Origin of the sequence: Streptomyces sp. NBC_00582, assembly GCF_036345155.1 — a bacterium.
Classification (GTDB): Bacteria; Actinomycetota; Actinomycetes; order Streptomycetales; family Streptomycetaceae; genus Streptomyces.
This window is the reverse complement of record NZ_CP107772.1, coordinates 1,884,409-1,902,226: the sequence shown is the minus strand read 5'-3', so window position 1 is coordinate 1,902,226 and position 17,818 is coordinate 1,884,409. Positions and strand designations below refer to the sequence as shown.

The 17,818-nt window shown below is 72.4% G+C and carries 14 protein-coding genes; 9 read left to right on the top strand and 5 right to left on the bottom strand.

The window, feature by feature from the left end; genetic code table 11:
• Positions 1-2: 2 nt before the first annotated feature.
• Genes fxsT through OG852_RS07965 form a run of 3 tightly spaced genes read right to left on the bottom strand, consistent with a single transcriptional unit; the run spans position 3 to position 7,101 of the window.
• Complete coding sequence (gene fxsT, locus OG852_RS07975) at positions 3-4,295, bottom strand: FxSxx-COOH system tetratricopeptide repeat protein (RefSeq protein ID WP_330347447.1); 4,293 nt, start codon at positions 4,293-4,295, stop codon at positions 3-5.
• Complete coding sequence (locus OG852_RS07970) at positions 4,295-5,359, bottom strand: AAA family ATPase (protein WP_133917618.1); 1,065 nt, start codon at positions 5,357-5,359, stop codon at positions 4,295-4,297. Before OG852_RS07970 ends, fxsT begins: the two co-directional genes overlap by 1 nt.
• The gene (locus tag OG852_RS07965; RefSeq protein ID WP_330347446.1) at positions 5,359-7,101 is read right to left on the bottom strand and encodes a VMAP-C domain-containing protein; all 1,743 of its coding nucleotides are present in this window, start codon (positions 7,099-7,101) and stop codon (positions 5,359-5,361) included. Before OG852_RS07965 ends, OG852_RS07970 begins: the two co-directional genes overlap by 1 nt.
• Before the next feature lie 178 nt (positions 7,102-7,279).
• Here OG852_RS07965 and OG852_RS07960 point away from each other — a divergent pair, with 178 nt between their 5' ends.
• From OG852_RS07960 to OG852_RS07945, 4 genes are all read left to right on the top strand, one after another.
• Positions 7,280-8,266: an aldo/keto reductase gene (locus tag OG852_RS07960; protein WP_330347445.1), complete on the top strand. Its 987-nt coding sequence runs from the start codon at positions 7,280-7,282 to the stop codon at positions 8,264-8,266.
• Positions 8,267-8,302: 36 nt separating this feature from the next.
• A complete protein-coding gene (locus tag OG852_RS07955; protein WP_330347444.1) occupies positions 8,303-8,875 on the top strand; it encodes a TetR/AcrR family transcriptional regulator in 573 nt (190 codons plus the stop codon).
• 141 nt (positions 8,876-9,016) lie between these two features.
• A complete protein-coding gene (locus OG852_RS07950) occupies positions 9,017-10,195 on the top strand; it encodes an acyl-CoA dehydrogenase family protein (protein WP_330347443.1) in 1,179 nt (392 codons plus the stop codon).
• Positions 10,196-10,197: 2 nt separating this feature from the next.
• Positions 10,198-10,956, top strand: a complete 759-nt coding sequence (locus OG852_RS07945; RefSeq protein WP_133917658.1) for an SDR family NAD(P)-dependent oxidoreductase — start codon at positions 10,198-10,200, stop codon at positions 10,954-10,956.
• Between the two features lie 43 nt (positions 10,957-10,999).
• Here the strand turns inward: OG852_RS07945 and OG852_RS07940 are convergent, their stop codons facing one another.
• On the bottom strand, positions 11,000-11,785 hold the full coding sequence (locus OG852_RS07940; RefSeq protein ID WP_133917428.1) for a GntR family transcriptional regulator: 786 nt from the start codon (positions 11,783-11,785) through the stop codon (positions 11,000-11,002).
• Between the two features lie 438 nt (positions 11,786-12,223).
• Between OG852_RS07940 and OG852_RS07935 the strand changes: the two genes are divergently transcribed.
• The 4 genes from OG852_RS07935 (at position 12,224) to OG852_RS07920 (ending at position 15,567) form a co-directional block, all read left to right on the top strand.
• On the top strand, positions 12,224-13,240 hold the full coding sequence (locus OG852_RS07935; RefSeq protein WP_133917427.1) for a sugar ABC transporter substrate-binding protein: 1,017 nt from the start codon (positions 12,224-12,226) through the stop codon (positions 13,238-13,240).
• Positions 13,240-14,316 carry an ABC transporter permease gene (locus tag OG852_RS07930; protein WP_133917426.1) on the top strand — a complete coding sequence of 359 codons (1,077 nt, stop codon included), beginning with the start codon at positions 13,240-13,242 and terminating at the stop codon, positions 14,314-14,316. The genes OG852_RS07935 and OG852_RS07930 overlap by 1 nt, the downstream gene beginning before the upstream one ends.
• A 4-nt stretch (positions 14,317-14,320) precedes the next feature.
• Positions 14,321-15,238, top strand: coding sequence for an ATP-binding cassette domain-containing protein (locus OG852_RS07925; protein WP_133917425.1), 918 nt, complete (start codon positions 14,321-14,323; stop codon positions 15,236-15,238).
• Between the two features lie 125 nt (positions 15,239-15,363).
• On the top strand, positions 15,364-15,567 hold the full coding sequence (locus tag OG852_RS07920; RefSeq protein ID WP_133917424.1) for a hypothetical protein: 204 nt from the start codon (positions 15,364-15,366) through the stop codon (positions 15,565-15,567).
• Positions 15,568-15,622: 55 nt separating this feature from the next.
• Here the strand turns inward: OG852_RS07920 and OG852_RS07915 are convergent, their stop codons facing one another.
• Positions 15,623-16,627, bottom strand: a complete 1,005-nt coding sequence (locus OG852_RS07915) for a Gfo/Idh/MocA family protein (protein ID WP_133917423.1) — start codon at positions 16,625-16,627, stop codon at positions 15,623-15,625.
• A 148-nt stretch (positions 16,628-16,775) separates the two neighbouring features.
• Here OG852_RS07915 and OG852_RS07910 point away from each other — a divergent pair, with 148 nt between their 5' ends.
• On the top strand, positions 16,776-17,807 hold the full coding sequence (locus OG852_RS07910; protein ID WP_330347442.1) for a LacI family DNA-binding transcriptional regulator: 1,032 nt from the start codon (positions 16,776-16,778) through the stop codon (positions 17,805-17,807).
• Positions 17,808-17,818: the final 11 nt, after the last annotated feature.

The window sequence follows — 17,818 nt, the reverse complement described above, 5'->3', positions numbered from 1 at the left end:
CGTCACAGCGGCATCGCCGCGGTGTCGCACTCGACGCGCCGTCCGTCGCGGGCCGCGAGCAGCCAGTCGTGGCCGGCGCCCACCACACGGGCGAGACCGTCGACGGCGATCCGGGTGTGTGCGCGGGCCTGCTCGGGCCGGCCGAGGGCGGTCAGATCGGTGGCCAGGTTGGCGTGCAGGGCGAGCGTCACCGGGTGGTCGGCGCCGCACACCGCGGTGAGCCGGGGCAGCAGCACCTCCTGTTCGGCGACGGCCCGCTCGTGGGCGCCGTCCAGGTGCAGATCGGCCGCGTACCCCATGGCCACGGCGAGGGTGTTGGGGTGGTCGGGGCCGACGGTGGCGTAGAGCCGGGCCAGCGCGGCCTCGTCCAGGGTCCGGGCGCGGTCGGTCTCGCCGAGGGCGCGGTGGGTGGCGGCGAGGTTGGCCCGGGTGATCAGCGTGTACATGTGGTCGGGGCCGAGGGCCGCGTCGTAGCGGTCGGCGGTGTCCTGGCCGATCGCGCGCGAGCGGTGCAGTTCACCTCCGATACGACGGTCGACCATGACGTTGACGGCGGAGGCGAGGGTGTCGCTGTGGTCGCGTCCGCATTTGTCCACGAACAGCTGGAACACGTGCTCGCTCAGTTCCCAGGCGGCGTCCAGCGCCCCGTCCCTGCGCCGGCAGACCGCGAGATTGCGCGCCGCCCGGATCGTCGCCGGGTTCTCGGAGCCGAACGCGGACCGGTAGGCGGCGTACACGTCCTCCTGGAGCCGGCGGGCGCGCGGGAAGTCGCCGCACTCGCGGATGTCGATCGACAGCCCGTTGCGGGTGTTGAGGGTGAAGCCGTCCGCGTGTCCGTAGACCAGCTCCCACTGGCGGGCCGTCTCCTCGTCGAGGGCGCGGGCGGCCCGGAACTCGCCGCACATCCGCAGCGAGACGCCGTAACTGTGCGCCGCCTTCAGGGTGTCGGGGTCGTCGGGGCCGAACAGGGCGCGGGCCCGTTCGAAGGCGTCCTCGTCGAGGGCCCGGGCGGCGGTGAAGTCGCCCCGGTAGCGGTGGGCGCCGGCCATCTGCCACATCGAGTCGATGAGTTCCTCCTCCGGCACCTCAGGCCGCCGCGACACGGCGAGGGCCCGCTCGTTGAGGGAGAACGCGTCCCGGTCGACGCCGATGATGCGCTGGCAGAAGGCGTACAGCTTGGCCATCTGGATGACGAGGGTGTCGGGGATGCCGGTGTCCTCGTTCCAGTGCCGCCAGGCCTGCCCCGCGAGGTCGACGGCCTGCTCGTGGTCGCCCCAGTAGTAGAGGTAGTACACGAGGCTCGCGACGAGATCGCGGACCCAGCCGTCGTGGCTCGCGGCCGCCTGCGAGGACACGGCGTGCGGCAACAGCGCCTGGTAGCCGTCCCAGTGGCCGGGGGAGGAGGGACTGCCCGCCGGTTTCGCCGCGGCGAGCAGGGCGTGCGCGGCGTGCAACAGCCCCTCGCGCTCGGCGGGTTCGGTGGTCGTGCGCAGCACGCTCTGCATCAGCCGGTGCATCTGGATGGCGTCGCGGCGGTGGTCGACGCGGATCAGGGAGAACTTGGACAGCTCGCGGATGGCGCGGGACAGCCGGATCGGGTCGCGCAGGATCGGGTCGAGTTCCCGGCTGACGCTGATGCGCCCTCCGCTGCGGAAGATGCTCAGCGGTACGGGCTCGGCGGCCAGACAGCCGCACACCCCGAGGAGCTGGTACACGCCGGGTGACTCGGTCTGCAGATGGGCGAGGGTGATGAGCCAGGCGGCGGCGACCGAGGACGGGTAGTCGTGGACGAGCCCGCTCGTGTCGAGTTCCGTGCGGTGCCGCTCCAGCAGGGCGAGATAGCGGTCGACGGGCATCTGCGACGCCGCGTGCCAGGCGGCGGCGAGCTCGATCGCGAGCGGGAGGTCGCCGAGCGCGGACGCGAGCCGGTCCGCCTCGTCCTCGCCGAGGGTGGGGGAGCGGCGCATCAGCAGGTCGCGGCTCTCCTCGCGGCGGAACACGTCGACGGTGAGCGAGGTCGCCACGCCCTCCCAGGCCCGGTTGCGGGAGGTGACGATGACCTTCCCGTTGCCGCTCGTCGGGATGAACGGCCGTACGCCGTCGACGTCCTCGGCGTTGTCGAAGATCAGCAGCCACCGCCCGTACCGGTCGCCGTCCCTGAGCGCCTCCAGCACCCGTGGCACGGCGGTGCCCGGCTGCGGTCCGACCGTGAGCCCGAGCGCCCGGGCCAGAGCGGCGAAGGCCGACAGGACCATCGACTGCTGCTCGGCCGGTATCCACCACACCACGTCGAACTCGTGCTGGTGCTGGTAGACGTACTCGATGGCGATCTGCGACTTGCCGACCCCGCCAGTGCCGTGCAGCGCGTGCGGGAGGACCGCGGCGAGTTCGCCGTGCTCCAGCTGCTCGGCGACGGTGGCGAGCATGTCGGCGCGGCCGATGAAGTGCGCGTTGCGCGGCGGCATGGGCCCCTTGATGCCCGGCGGACCGTGGCGGCCGCCGGCGGGGCGGGACGGTTCGGGGTCCATGGCGCTGCCACCTTTCGAGTCCGGTCGCCGGTGTGCGGTGGGAAGCGGGCCGGGATGCTCCAGGGCCTCGCGGAGCCTGCGGGCGCGCCGGGCGTGCGGCCCGGAGAGGGCCTCCAGCACGGCGAGTTCCAGCCGCAGCCAGGCGCGGTCGGTGCCGGCCGGATCGGGCAGCGGCGCCAGATCGGGATCCGAGAGGGCCGCGCGCAGCCGCACCGCCCGCGGGTCGGGCCGGCCGGGCGGGAGCTCGGCGAGACAGGAGACGATCGCGGCGAGTTCGGAGCGGGTCCCGCCGGCCAGCAGCACCTCGCGCACCCCGTCGGCGAAGTCGACGCCGGCACCGTCGCGTCCGGGCCACTCCAGCAGCCCGCCCATCAGGATCTCCGCGAGGTGGTCCGGGCCCGACGAGGGCAGCATCAGCCGCTGGACCGCCCGGATCGTGTCCAACTCCAGCGGTACGGCGGCCAGTTGTGAGGCGAGTCGGCGAGCGGTGGGCGTGGCGAGGGAGGTGAAGGTGCGCACGGCCGCCTCGGCGCTGCCCGCACAGTACGTCAGTCCCGGCGCCGGGGGTTCCTTCGCGAGCGTGCCCGCCTGCACCACCTGGCAGCGCCGGCGCGCACCCGGGCCGCCGGCCACCAGGTCCGCCCAGCTCGCGAGGGACGCCGCCTTCAGGGACAGCACCGGGACGAGCACCTGGTCGCCGGCCCCACCCGCCGGCGGTGTGCGCAGCGGGTCGTCGAGTTCCTCGTCCGGCACCTGCGTCAGCGTCGTGTTGGCCCGTCCGAAGCCGCTGGCGGCGAGCGTCGCGGGGAAGGGGCGCAGGGCGGAGCGGTGGCGCAGATGCGTGGGCAGCAGATGGACGAGCGCACAGGGGCCGGCACCGGCCAGCCGGCGCAGCAGCCGGTCCGCGCCCACCGATGTCCATCCGTCGCCCAGACCGTCGGTGACCAGCAGGAACGCCCGTTCGCCCCGGGGGTCGAGCAGTTCGGCGGGGGAGGCGTGGCGGCCACCGGGCCGCAGGAGCGCGGCCGGACCGTCCGGGGACAGCGCCAGCGAGACGGTGCGTACGTCCCGGAACGCCCCGGACAGCGCGGCCTGTTCGGCCAGCCCCCGCGTCTCCCGTTCCCAGACCCGCATGGTCCGCCCGGCGTCCACGAGCACCACCAGGTCCAGCGCCCGCTCGGGAACGGGACGCAGCACGGGCAGCCAGGAGGCGCCGTCGAGGACGCGGTCCGCCGTGCGCTCCTCGTCCAGTTCGCGCAGATGGGCCGAGGGCCGGCGGCGGGCGAGCCGGCGCAGCGCACGGGCCAGCGGCAGGGTCCCCGACACGGCGGGTTCCCGGCGGCGCGGCTGGGGCAGGCGGGGCGGCGGCAGGGCGAGGACGACATCGCCGCCCGGATCGGGGCGGACATGCGGCGGAGCCTCGGACGGGTCGGCGCCGGACCCGCGGACGGCCGGCCCGGTGCCGCCCTCGGCCGTCCCGGGCCCGCTGCGCGCGGGCGGCCCGGCACCCGGGAGGGCGGTGGGCGGCGCGCCCGGGGCGGGCTCGGCGGGGGACGCGGACGCGGGCAGCGGGCGGTCGGCGGCGATCCAGAACGCGCCCAGCCAGGCGGCGTCGGCGAGTTCGGTCCACAGCACGTCGGGCGGCGCACCGTGCTCGGTGACCGGGGCGGTGCCGGGATCCGGGGCCGGAGGTGTCCCGGACGGCGGGCTCGGCGCCCCGGGCGTCGGTTGCCGTCGCGCCGCGCCGGTCCCCTCGGGGGCGTCCACTACTGCCCCTTGGACAGATCACGCAGCAGCGTCTCGATCAGCGCCTTGCCGCGCGACCCTCCGGGGAACCCTTTCTGCGTGATGAGCTGCGCGGCGTTGAGGAGCTGGTCGACCGAGTGCGTGCCGCCGTTGCCGAGCCGCAGCGCGAAGTCCTCCACGAGTTCCACCAGCCCGTCGGGGCGGTGGCGCAGATGCCCCTCGACGATCGCCAGCAGCAGCTCCGGGGTCGGTGGCCGCATCTCCAGGGGCAGACAGCGCCGCCGGAAGGCGGCCGGGAACTCCCGCTCCCCGTTGCTGGTCATGACCACGATCGGGAACTCCGCGCACTCGACGCGCCCGCGCTGCACCACCGTGCGGCCCTGCGGGTCGTCCGTGTGCACCTCGACCTGCTGGGCACCGGTGCGCACCAGCTCGGGAATGTCGAACGAGCCGTTCTCCAGCACGTGCAGCAGGTCGTTCGGCAGGTCGATGTCCCCCTTGTCGAGCTCGTCGACGAGCAGGATCCTCGGCCGCCGGTACGGCAGCAGCGCGGTGCCGAGCGGCCCCAGGGTCAGGAACTCCCCGACCGACGCCCTCGGCGGGTCGCCCTCACCCGGCCCGTCCCCGTCGGCCGCCGTGCCGTCGCCGCCGGTGCGCGCCGCGAGTTCCGCGACCGTCTGGGCCCGCCCGATCGCGTCGTAGTCGTAGAGGCCGCTGCGCAGCGTCGAACGGCTCACGATCGACCACTGGAGCACCCGTCCCAGCCCCAGCTCCCGGGCGATGAGATAGGCCAGCGTCGACTTGCCGATCCCCGGCGGCCCGGTCACCAGCAGGGGGCGGCGCAGCAGGATCGCCGCGTTGACGACGTCGATCTCGGCCTCGCCGAGCTGGGCGACCCGGTTGCTGGCGCCGAGCCGCCGGGCGGATCCGGCGTCCCACTGGTCGGGCTGCGGCAGGGGCGGTCCGCCTCTGAACTGCCGCCAGGGCGGGGCCTTGGGCAGGGGCGCGGGCTCGCCTTCGGGGGACTGTCCGGTGGCGTGGAACACCCGCCATCCGTCACCGGGGCGGGCCGGTCCGGTGGTCATCAGGGTGCCTCCTCGGCGGTCGGCGAACGGGATGCCCCGGAGGGACCGGGCGCCGTGGGCGGATGCCCGGGCGGGACCGGGCCGGGGCCGGGGAAGGGGCCGGGCGGTACGCCCGGCCCGGCGCGTCCCGGCTGGCAGTCGACGATCCGGTCGGGGTCGTCCCACAGACAGGCGACATGCCGGCCGAGGAACACCTCCCCGTCCGCGTCCGCCTCGGCGCGCGCCCGCATCTCCTGCACCCGGCGCGGTACGCCGTGCGCGGCCCGGGTGCCGTCCAGCAGCTCCGCGAACGTCTCCCGGCTGCGCGGCTCCAGCTTGCCGCGACGGTCCCACAGAGCGAGTCCGAACCCCTCGGCGATGGCCCGCTTCAGCGCCGTCAGCGCCCTGCTGCCGCGCTTCGGCGCGTCGAGCGCCAGGGCGGTGTAGGGCGCCGAGCCGTGCTGGCGGTGGGTCAGGGAGCGCGACCAGAGGTCCATCGGGACCTCGCCGTGCGTCCAGTGGTGCAGCCGGGTGCCGTGCTGGTGCAGTTCCTGCCAGCGCTGCCGCCACCGGTTGGCGATGAACGGATCGTGGGAGACCCGCCGCAGCCGGTCGAGGCTGCGCAGATGCACGCAGTAGCGGGGCCCGATCGCCGCCGCCGCGGGACCGTCCGAGCCGATCTCCAGCCGGGCGACGTCATGGTTGAGCAGCAGATACGGCAGGATGAACTCGACGAACGGCGGCAACTGGTCGGCCGGGTCCGCCCGCGAGGCGGCCCACAGCCGTTCCCCCTCGGCCAGCGCGCGTTCCACCGCCGCGCCGAGTCCGTCCATACGCGTCTCGGTGGCCTCCCCGGCGCGGGGCGCCCAGTGTCCCGCGAGGTCGTTGATCCAGTAACGGACCGTCACGTCCTCGCTGCCGTCCCCGGCCGGCTCGACCATGATCAGCAGGGCCCGGGGCACCCGGGGGTCGGCCTGCCACAGGTCGCGTGCCTGGCGCCGGCGCAGCAGGGCGGGCAGACAGTCGTGGTCGCGGGCCCACCGCTCCGCCCACTCCTGGCAGCGGCGGGCCGCCGTCTCGTCCGTGATCCCGGCCGCCACCCATTCGACGGCGACGACCGACGGCGGTATGCGGTCGGGGGGAGCGTTGAAGTCGACGAGGGCGTCGAACAGGTCGAGCGGTGTGGTGGGGTCGCCGGGGACGGGAAAGCCGAGTTCGAAGCCGATGCTGTCGCGCAGCCGGTGCATCTCCCGCGGTCCGGTCCGCTCCAGCATCAGCAGTCTCTGGACGCGACGGTGTTCGTCGGCGGTGAAGGGGCTGGGGAGCTGCGGGAACGCCTGCGCCCCCGCGGACGAGGAGTGGGCGAGGCCGTTGCGGTCCGCGGTGCCGGTGGGGGCCGGGCCGGGCGGCGCGAGGGTGGTCGGGAGGCGGGAGGCGTGATGGTTGGCCCCGGTCGCGGCCGGTGGCGTCAGGAACGGCTGCAGGCGCCGCCAGAGCGACTCCCTGCGCGGTTCGTCGTACCAGCCGACGACGGTGCACAGGGTGGAGGCCCGCCCGAGGGGATCCACGCTCACATGGCGGGCCACCTCGACCCGGAAGGCGGGGAGCGTTCCCTCCCACAACTCGGGGGATAGTCCGAGGTGTTCGCCGACGGTCCGTCGGCAGGTGCCCTCGTCGAGGAAGCGGCAGCGCGTCAGTTCGTCGACGACGGCACCCACGAACTCGTCCCGCTCCGCACCCGCCAGCCCGCCCGCCTCAGCCACCGGATCTCCCCCCGGACACACCCATCCGATCAGAGCAGTAGGACGAAATTACCATGTGATCTGACGCTGAGTAAGATCCGGTCACCCACCCGATGCCCTTGCGCTGGAGCGCACTTCACGTTGAAGACTCGCCTTGAGCCGGACCGCCCACGGGTCCGGACGGACGAGAGGAGCCGGCATGAAGTACCGCACCCTCGGCACCGACCCCGCCACCCGGCGCGAGGTCAGTGTGCTCGCGCTCGGCGCGATGCTGTTCGGGTCGGTGACCGACGAGGAGACGTCGTTCGCGATCCTCGACCGCTACGTCGAGGCCGGCGGCAATTTCGTCGACACCTCCGACAACTACGCGTTCTGGGTGGACGGCGGGCAGGGCGGCCAGAGCGAGGAACTGCTCGGCCGCTGGCGGCGCAGCCGGGGCGTCGGCGACGAGATCGTCCTCGCCACCAAGCTCGGCGCCCGCCCGCTCGCCCCCGGCACCGGCTACACCGACAACCCCGAGGGGCTCTCGGCGAAGGTGATCCGCGAGTCCGCCGAACGCAGCCGGGACCGGCTCGGCGTGGCGAGGCTGGACCTGCTCTACGCGCACATCGACGACCACACCGTGCCGCAGGGCGAGACCGTCGAGGCGTTCGCGGAACTCGTCGCCGAGGGCACGGTCGGTCTGCTGGGGGTGAGCAACCAGGCGATGTGGCGCGTGGAGCGGGCCCGTGCCCTCGCCGCGGCGGCCGGCCTGCCCGGCTACGAGGTGCTCCAGTACCAGCACAGCCATCTGCGCCCGCGCACCGACATCCCCGACGACCTCTTCCCGGACGGCGGCCTCGGCCACGCCGGCGCGGAACTCCTCGGCTATCTGCGGGCCGAGCCCGGTCTGACCCTCGTCGCGTACTCGCCGCTGCTCAAGGGGGCGTACACCCGCGAGGACCGGCGGCTGCCCGCCGACTACGACCACCCGGGCACCCCGGCCCGGCTCGCCGCGCTGCGCGAGGTGGCGAGGGAGACCGGCGCCACCGCCAACCAGGTCGTCCTGGCCTGGCAGATGGGCGGCGAGCTGCCGATCGTTCCGCTGGCCGGCGCGTCCTCCGTGGCCCAGCTCGAGGAGAACCTCGCCGCCGTGGACCTGGAACTGACCGAGGACCAGCGGGCCCGGCTGGACACCGCACACTGATGACCGAGGAGTAACCAAGGGGGCTACGCTGGGATCATGCCCTCCCCCCGCCGTACCGCCCGACAGGCCGATCTGCTGGAACGACTCGTCGCGCTGCTCACGGCGGAGGGGTTCGCCACCCTCACCCTCGACGACCTCGCCGAGCGGCTGCGCTGCTCGAAGACCACGCTCTACCAGCTCGCCCGCAGCAAGCAGGGGCTGGTCGTCGAGGCGGTCAAGCACTACTTCCGCGGTGCGACGGAGGCCGTGGAGAAGCGGGTGGCCCAGACGGTGGATCCCTCCGACCGGGTCCGGGTCTATCTGACCACCGTGGCCGAACAGCTGCGTCCGCTCTCGCGCCGCTTCCTCGACGACGTGGCGGACTTCCCGCCCGCCCGCGAGGTGTACGAGGCCAACACGCGCATGGCCGCGGAGCGGGTGCGGCAGCTCATCGCCGAGGGTGTCTCAGGCGGCGCCTTCAGGGACGTGCACACCGCGTTCGTCGGCGAGGTCGCCGCCGCCACCATGCGGCAGATCCAGCAGGGCGAGCTGAAGGCCCGCACCGGACTGTCCGACGCGGAGGCCTACGAGCAGCTCGCGTCGCTGATCGTGCACGCCGTCTCGTCCTGACACCGCTCGTCCCGGGCCCCGGTCGACCGGTGCGGTCGGGGTGCCGGGGCGCGCCCGCGTGCCGTACGCTGAATGATACGTTCGTACGCACTCCAGTATCATTCCCGGTACTGCTCCCCGCACTACTTCGTGGAGGTCACCATGCCTGCCACTCGCGCCCTGCCGACCGAGGAGGCCGTCGAGCTCATCCAGCTCACGCGCACCCTCGCCGCCAAGGAACTCGCACCCCGGGTCGCCGACGCGGAGGCGGACGGGGCGTTCCCCCGGGACGCCTTCCGCACCCTCGGCCGCAGCGGTCTGCTCGGACTGCCGTTCGCCGAGGAGTACGGCGGGGCGGGGCAGCCGTACGAGGTCTACCTCCAGGTGCTGGAGGAAGTCGCCGCGGTCTGGTCGAGCGTCGCCGTGGGCATCTCCGTGCACGCCCTGTCCTGCTTCCCGCTCGCCCGCTTCGGCACCGACGCGCAGCGGCGCAGATGGCTGCCCGACATGCTCGGCGGTGAGCTGCTCGGCGCGTACTGCCTGTCCGAGCCGCACGCCGGCTCCGACCCGGCGGCGATGCTGACCCGCGCCGTCCGCGACGGCGACGACTACGTCCTGAACGGCGCCAAGGCCTGGACCACCCACGGCGGACACGCCGACTTCTACACGGTCATGGCCCGCACCTCCGAGGACCGCAGCCACGGCATCTCCTGCTTCCTGATCCCCGCGGACACCCCGGGGCTCAGCGCCGACCCGCCGGAGCGCAAGATGGGGCTGACCGGCTCGGCCACCGCCACCATGCGGCTGGACGACGTCCGGGTGCCGGCCGAGCGGCTCATCGGGGAGGAGGGACAGGGCCTGAAGATCGCACTGGCCTCCCTCGACCACGGCCGGCTCGGCATCGCCGCCGTGGCCTGCGGCCTCGCCCAGGGCGCCCTCGACCACGCCGTGCGCTACGCCCGGGAGCGGGAGACCTTCGGCAAGCCGATCATCGAGCACCAGGGGCTGGCGTTCGTCCTGGCCGACATGGGCGCCGCGATCGAGTCGGCGCGGGCCACCGCGCTGTCCGCCGCGCGGCTGAAGGACCTCGGTCTGCCCTTCACACGCGAGGCGTCGATCGCCAAACTCGTGGCCACGGACAACGCCATGAAGGTGACCACGGACGCCGTGCAGGTCCTCGGCGGGTACGGCTACACCCGTGACTTCCCCGTCGAGCGCTATATGCGCGAGGCCAAGGTCATGCAGATCTTCGAAGGAACCAACCAGATCCAGCGCATGATCATCTCCCGTGCGCTGGACCGTAACGACGGCGGTGTGCTCACCGCCCTCGGCAAGGAGTGATGATGCAGCTCGCCCACACCGCCGCCCTCGTCACCGGCGGTGCCTCCGGCCTCGGCGCGGCCACCGCCAAGGCCCTCGCCGAGCGCGGCGCGCAGGTGTTCGCGCTGGACCTCAAGGACGGCGTCGACCGGGCCCCCGAGGTGGACGGCGTCACCTACGTCCCGACCGACGTCACCGACCCCGAGCAGGTCCGGGCCGCCGTCGCCGTCGCGGCGGACGCCGGCGTCCCGCTGCGCACGGTCGTCAACTGCGCCGGCATCGGCCCGTCCGCGCGGATCCTCGGCAAGAAGGGCGTCCACGACCTCGCCCTGTACGCCAAGGTCGTGCAGGTCAACCTGATCGGCACCTTCAACGTCCTCGCGCTCGCCTCCGAGGCCATCGCCGCCACCGAGGCCGACGAGCACGGGCAGCGGGGCGTGATCGTGAACACCGCGTCGATCGCCGCGTACGACGGCCAGGTCGGCCAGGCCGCCTACTCCTCCTCCAAGGGCGGCGTCGTCGGGCTGACCCTGCCGGCCGCCCGTGACCTCGCGCAGTACGGCATCCGGGTCTGCACCATCGCCCCGGGCATCGTGGAGACGCCGATGCTGGCCACCGTCTCCGAGGAGTTCCGCGCGGGCCTCGCGGCCGGCGTGCCCTTCCCGCACCGGCTGGCCCGGCCCGAGGAGTACGCGCAGCTCGCCCTGTCGATCATCGACCACGACTACCTCAACGGCGAGACCATCCGCATGGACGGCGCGCTGCGCATGGCCCCGCGCTAGGTGTGTCGATCACGAGCGTCGTTGACCCTCGTGATCAATACACCTAGCCCCTGACCAGCAACTGGAAGTCGAACGCGTACCGGGACGCGCGGTAGATGTGCGTCCCGTACTCGACCGGCCGGCCGGTGTCGTCGTACGCCGTGCGCTGCATGGTCAGCAGGGCCGCGCCCTCCTCCTCGCCGAGGATCCGGGCCTCCTCGGCGGTGGCCGAGCGGGCGCCGACGGTCTGCCGGGCGCTGTGCAGGGTGATGCCGGCCGAGCGCATCAGGTGGTACAGGCCGGTCGCCTCCAGCCGCTCGGTGTCCAGGCCGAGCAGGACGGGGGGCAGGTAGTTGCACAGATACGCGACCGGCTCGCCGTGCGCCGAGCGCAGCCGCTCCAGCAGCGTGACCTCGGCGCCCTCCGCGATCCCCAGGGCGGCCGCGACATCGGCGGCGGCGGGGACGCGTTCGTTGCGCACGACCCGCGTGGTGGGTCCCTGTCCGGCCGCCTCCAGGTCGTCGTAGAGGCTGCTGAGCTCCAGCGGCCGCTTCACCTGGCTGTGCACGACCTGGGTGCCGACCCCCCGGCGGCGCACCAGCAGTCCCTTGTCGACCAGCGACTGGATCGCCTGGCGGACCGTGGGGCGGGACAGGCCCAGCCGGGTCGACAGATCGATCTCGTTGCCCAGCAGGTTGCCCGGGGCGAGCGCGCCGTGCTCGATCGCCGACTCCAGTTGCTGGGCGAGCTGGTAGTAGAGCGGCACCGGGCTGGAGCGGTCGAGCGCGAAGGGCAGCCCGTCCAGGGCCGAAGCGGCCACCGCGCGGGAACGTGCACCGGTCTTCGCCATCAAGGGCACCTCCTGTGTCGGCCGCGTGGCGGTTCGTCCGTTGCCGGCGCCCGGACCGACGGAACGATCGCTGAATCTCCCCGAATCGTCCACACGTGCGAGCGGTACGTCTGGATGCGGGGGATAATGATCGGCTCCTAGGGTGATCGGGGATCTGGCGTCTCCCAGGTGTAGGTCCCGGTGACCTCCGCTGTCAATGGTTTGTTCTTACATTCGGACCTGCTCGTGAAATGATGTCTTAACAAAGTATTGACAGGGGGCCTGGCAAGGGATTGGATCCCGTCCCAGCAGTGCACGGCCGAGTCCACACATCGAACGGAAACCGAACAGTCGCGGACCCGGCCGCATGGCCCCACCCTGAGCAGTAACGGGCCCCCTCCAGAGATCCCCTCTCCCTTTCCAGGTCGTTCTCCCGTCGCACAGTGAGGTGCAGGAAAGATGGACAGCTCTTCGCCCCGTTCCCGCAGAATCGCCCCGGTCGTGGCCATGGCCGCGGCGGTGGCCCTGACCCTGGCGGGCTGCTCCAGCAGCTCCGGCGGCAAGAAGGCCGAGGAGAGCGCGGACGGCGCCTCCGCGGGCAAGGCGAGCACCCCGCAGATGACGGTCGCGCTGGTGACGCACCAGTCGCCCGGCGACACCTTCTGGGACATCGTCCGCAAGGGCGCCGAGGCCGCGGCGGCCAAGGACAACGTCAAGCTGATCTACTCCGCGGACCCGAACGCGGGCAACCAGTCCAACCTGGTCCAGAACGCCATCGACCAGAAGGTCGACGGCATCGCCATCACCCTCGCCAAGCCCGACGCCCTCAAGGGCGTGGTGGCCAAGGCGAAGGCCGCGAACATACCCGTCGTCGGCCTCAACTCCGGCGTGAGCGAGTGGCAGAAGCTCGGTCTGATGGAGTTCTTCGGCCAGGACGAGACCGTCGCGGGTGAGGCGCTCGGCAAGCGGCTCAACGAGGAAGGCGCCAAGAAGGCCGTCTGCGTCATCCAGGAGCAGGGCAACATCGGCCTGACCCAGCGCTGCGACGGTGTGAAGAAGACCTTCTCGGGCACCACCGAGGTCCTGAACGTCAACGGCACCGACATGCCGTCCGTGAAGTCCACGATCACCGCCAAGCTCACCCAGGACAAGTCGATCGACTACGTCGTCACGCTCGGCGCCCCCTTCGCCCTGACCGCCGTGCAGTCGGCCTCCGACGCCGGCAGCAAGGCGAAGATCGCCACCTTCGACCTGAACAAGGACCTGACCGGAGCCATCAGCAAGGGCACGATCCAGTTCGCCGTCGACCAGCAGCCCTACCTCCAGGGCTACCTGGCGATCGACTCGCTGTGGCTCTACAAGAACAACGGCAACTACATGGGCGGCGGCGAGGCTCCGGTGCTGACCGGTCCGGCCTTCGTCGACAAGACCAACGTCGACAAGGTCGCCGCGTTCGCCGCGAAGGGCACCCGGTGATGAGCATGACTCACCACGCCGAGCCGGCGGTGACCACACCGCCGGCCTCCGGCCCGAGGAAGACCGACGGCCGGACCGCCGAACGCCCGCTGGCCCTCCGCGTGCTGGCCCGCCCCGAGGTCGGTGTCTTCCTCGGCGCGGTCGCGGTGTACGTGTTCTTCCTCATCACGGCCCCGCCGGTGCGCGAGGCCGGCTCGATGGCCAACATCCTCTACCAGTCGTCCACCATCGGGATCATGGCGCTGCCCGTGGCCCTGCTGATGATCGGCGGCGAGTTCGACCTCTCCTCCGGCGTCGCGGTGATCACCTCGGCGCTCACCGCGAGCATGCTCGCCTACCAGCTGAGCATGAACGTCTGGGTCGGCGTGGTCGTCGCGCTCGCGGTCTCCCTCGCCATCGGCTTCTTCAACGGCTGGATGGTGATGAAGACCGGGCTGCCCAGCTTCCTCATCACCCTCGGCACCTTCCTGATCCTGCAGGGCGTCAACCTCGCGGTGACCAAGCTGGTCACCACCAACGTGGCCACCGACGACATCAGCGACATGGACGGCTTCGACCAGGCGAAGAAGATCTTCGCCTCGTCCTTCGACATCGGCGGTGTCGAAGTGAAGATCACGATCTTCTACTGGCTGGCCTTCGCCGCGCTGGCCACCTGGGTCCTGCTGCGCACCCGGTACGGCAACTGGATCTTCGCGGTGGGCGGCAACAAGGAGTCCGCCCGGGCCGTCGGCGTCCCGGTGAACTTCACCAAGATCTCCCTGTTCATGCTGGTCGGCTTCGGTGCCTGGTTCATCGGCATGCACCAGCTCTTCACCTTCAACACCGTGCAGTCCGGCGAGGGCGTGGGCCAGGAGCTGATCTACATCTCCGCGGCCGTGATCGGCGGCTGTCTGCTGACCGGCGGCGCCGGCAGCGCGATCGGCCCGGTCTTCGGCGCCTTCATGTTCGGCATGGTGCAGCAGGGCATCGTCTACGCCGGCTGGAACCCCGACTGGTTCAAGGCATTCCTCGGCGTGATGCTCCTCGGCGCCGTCCTGATCAATCTGTGGGTCAGCCGCACGGCGACCCGGAGGTGACCCCATGACTTCCACCAACGGAACCGGCACCCACGGGGCCGTCATCGCGGACTCCGCCCCCGACACGGCGGACGGGGCGATCGTCGAACTGCGCAACGCCGGCAAGTCCTACGGCAACATCCGCGCGCTGCACGGCGTCGACCTCACGGTGTACCCCGGCAAGGTGACCTGTGTCCTCGGCGACAACGGCGCCGGCAAGTCCACCCTCATCAAGATCGTCTCCGGGCTGCACCAGCACACCGAGGGCGAGTTCCTCGTCGACGGCGCCCCGGTCCGCTTCAGCACCCCGCGCGAGGCGCTGGACAAGGGCATCGCCACCGTCTACCAGGACCTCGCGGTCGTGCCGCTGATGCCGGTGTGGCGCAACTTCTTCCTCGGCTCCGAGATGACCAGGGGCCCCTGGCCCCTGCGCCGCCTCGACATCGAGAAGATGAAGGAGACCGCCGACCACGAGCTGCGCGAGATGGGCATCGTTCTCGACGACCTGGAGCAGCCGATCGGCACCCTGTCGGGCGGCCAGCGCCAGTGCGTGGCCATCGCGCGGGCAGTGTACTTCGGCGCCCGGGTGCTGATCCTCGACGAGCCCACCGCCGCCCTCGGCGTCAAGCAGTCCGGCGTGGTGCTGAAGTACATCGCCGCCGCCCGCGACCGCGGCCTCGGCGTCATCTTCATCACCCACAACCCCCACCACGCCTACATGGTCGGCGACCACTTCAGCGTCCTGCGCCTCGGCACCCTCGAACTCTCCGCCGACCGCAGCGAGGTCAGCCTCGAGGAACTCACCAACCACATGGCCGGTGGCGCCGAACTCGCCGCACTCAAGCACGAGCTGGCCCAGGTCCGCGGCGTCGACACCGAGGAGCTCCCCGAGGAGGCGGACCTCACCGCCCCGGTGGCGGGCGGCGGCGAGGGGACGTCCTGACAGGACCGCACGCTTCCCGGTGCTTGCGCGCCGTCGCCGACAGGCGGCGGCGCGCACCCGTGCGTACGGGCGGTGCGCCGCGTCCGGAACCGACGGCGTGCCAAGGACGTTGAGGAGGACGGAAGGTGTACGGAGCAGCGGACGGGGAGGGTGCGATGCAGGAGGAACAGCAGGAGGTCACCGCGGAGGCGCGGCGCAAGGCGCGGTTCGGGGCGCTGCCCGAGCGGGTGCGCCCGCAGGACACCGTCGAGGAGCGCCCGGCCACTCCGCGGGACCCGGCGCGTGACGCGTACGACCCGGACGAGTGGATGGTCCGCTACTGCCTGTGAGGGCGGCCCCCGGTCGGGGGCCGCCCTCGGCAAGGCGACGATGAGGTGACGCGGGTCAGGAGGCCCGGACCTCCGCGATCGTCACGGGCCGGTGCTCGTGCAGCGAGAGCGTGCAGGCCTCCGCGATCCAGCCCGCCTCCAGGGCGTCCTCGATCGTGCAGGGCGAGGGCCGGGTGCCGGCCACGACCTCGGTGAACGCGGTGAGTTCGGCGCGGTAGGCGGCCGTGAAGCGGTCCATGAAGAAGTCGTGCGGGGTGCCGGCCGGGAAGGTGACCCCGGGTTCCACCGAGCGCAGCGGCAGCTTGTCCTCCAGGCCCACGGCGATGGAGTCGGTGAAGCCGTGGATCTCCATGCGGACGTCGTAACCCCGGGCGTTGTGGCGGGAGTTGGAGATCACGGCGATGGTGCCGTCGTCGAGCGTGAGCAGCGCGCCGGTGGTGTCGGCGTCGCCCGCCTCCTTGATGTAGTCGGCGCCCCGGTTGCCGCCCACCGCGTACACCTCGGTGACCTCACGGCCCGTCACCCAGCGGATGATGTCGAAGTCGTGGACCGAGCAGTCGCGGAAGATGCCCCCGGAGGCGGCGACGTACGCGGCCGGCGGCGGCGCCGGGTCCAGGGTCGTGGAGCGGACGGTGTGCAGTGTGCCGAGCTCACCGGAGGCCACGGCGGCCCGCGCGGCGACGAACCCGGCGTCGAAGCGCCGGTTGTAGCCGATCTGGATGGGCACGTCCTTGCCCTGGACGGCCTTGAGGACCTCGACGCCCTCGCTCATGGTCTTCGCGACGGGCTTCTCGCAGAACACGGGGATGCCGGCCTCGACACCGGCCAGGATCAGCGCGGGGTGGGCGTCGGTCGCCGCGGCGACGACGATGCCGTCCACCCCGGCGGCCAGCAGGGCCTCCGGAGAGTCCACGACCTCGGCGCCGAACCGCTCCGCGGCGGCCTTGGCCGCCTCCGCGAAGGGGTCGGTCACGACGAGGGACTCGACGGCGTCGAGTCCGGAGAGGGTCTCGGCGTGGAAGGCGCCGATGCGGCCGAGGCCGAGGATTCCGATGCGCATGGGGGTGCAGCTCCTAGAAAGGTCTTACAACAGCGGCTCAGCACTGTCATTCTTGTCATGACAAACCCGTCGAACAACCGGCAGGCGGCCATCAAAAACCCCTCAGGCGACGCCGGGCACCTACGAGAGCGACTGCCAGGAGCCTTCCGTGGGCCATCCCTTCCCCCTCCGTGAGATCGCCCGTCAGGCGGGCGTGAGCGAGGCCACCGTCGACCGGGTCCTCAACGGCAGGGGAGGGGTGCGCGAGTCCACCGCCCAGGAGGTGCGGCGGGCCATCGCCGAGCTGCACCGGCAGCGCACCCAGGTCCGGCTCGTCGGCCGGACCTTCATGGTGGACATCGTGATGCAGGCGCCCGAACGGTTCACCACCGCCGTCCGGGCCGCCCTGGAGGCCGAGCTGCCCTCGCTGCACCCGGCCGTGCTGCGCTCCCGCTTCCACTTCCGGGAGACCGGACCGGTCGGCGAGCAGATCGCCGTCCTCGACCGGATAGCCCGGCGCGGCTCGCAGGGCGTGATCCTCAAGGCGCCGGACGTCCCCGAGATCACCGCCGCCGTGGGCCGGCTGGTCGCCGCCGGCATCCCGGTCGTCACCCTCGTCACCGATCTGCCCGCGAGCGCCCGGCTCGCCTACGTCGGCATCGACAACCGGGCCGCCGGCGCCACGGCCGCGTACCTCATGGGCCAGTGGCTGGGCGAGCGCCCCGGCCATGTCCTCACCAGCCTGTCCAGCGGGTTCTTCCGCAACGAGGAGGAGCGTGAGATGGGCTTTCGCGGGGTGATGCGGGCCCGGCACCCCGGCCGCGCCCTGGTGGAGATCACCGAGGGGCAGGGACTGGACGCCACCCAGTACGACCTCGTCCGGGCCGCCCTGGCGCGGGACCCCGGGATCCGTGCGGTGTACTCCATCGGCGGCGGGAACCTCGCCACCCTGAAGGCCTTCGCCGACGCGCGCCGTGAGTGCGCCGTGTTCGTGGCGCACGACCTCGACCACGACAACACCCGGCTGCTGCGCGACCAGCGGCTGTCCGCGGTCCTCCATCACGACCTGCGTCAGGACATGCGCGAGGCCTGCCACACCGTGATGCGGGCCCATGGCGCCCTGCCGCCCGCCGGACCGACCCTGCCCTCCGCGATCCAGGTGGTGACCCCGTACAACATGCCCCAGGCGGCGGGCGGCTGACCGGGGAGGTG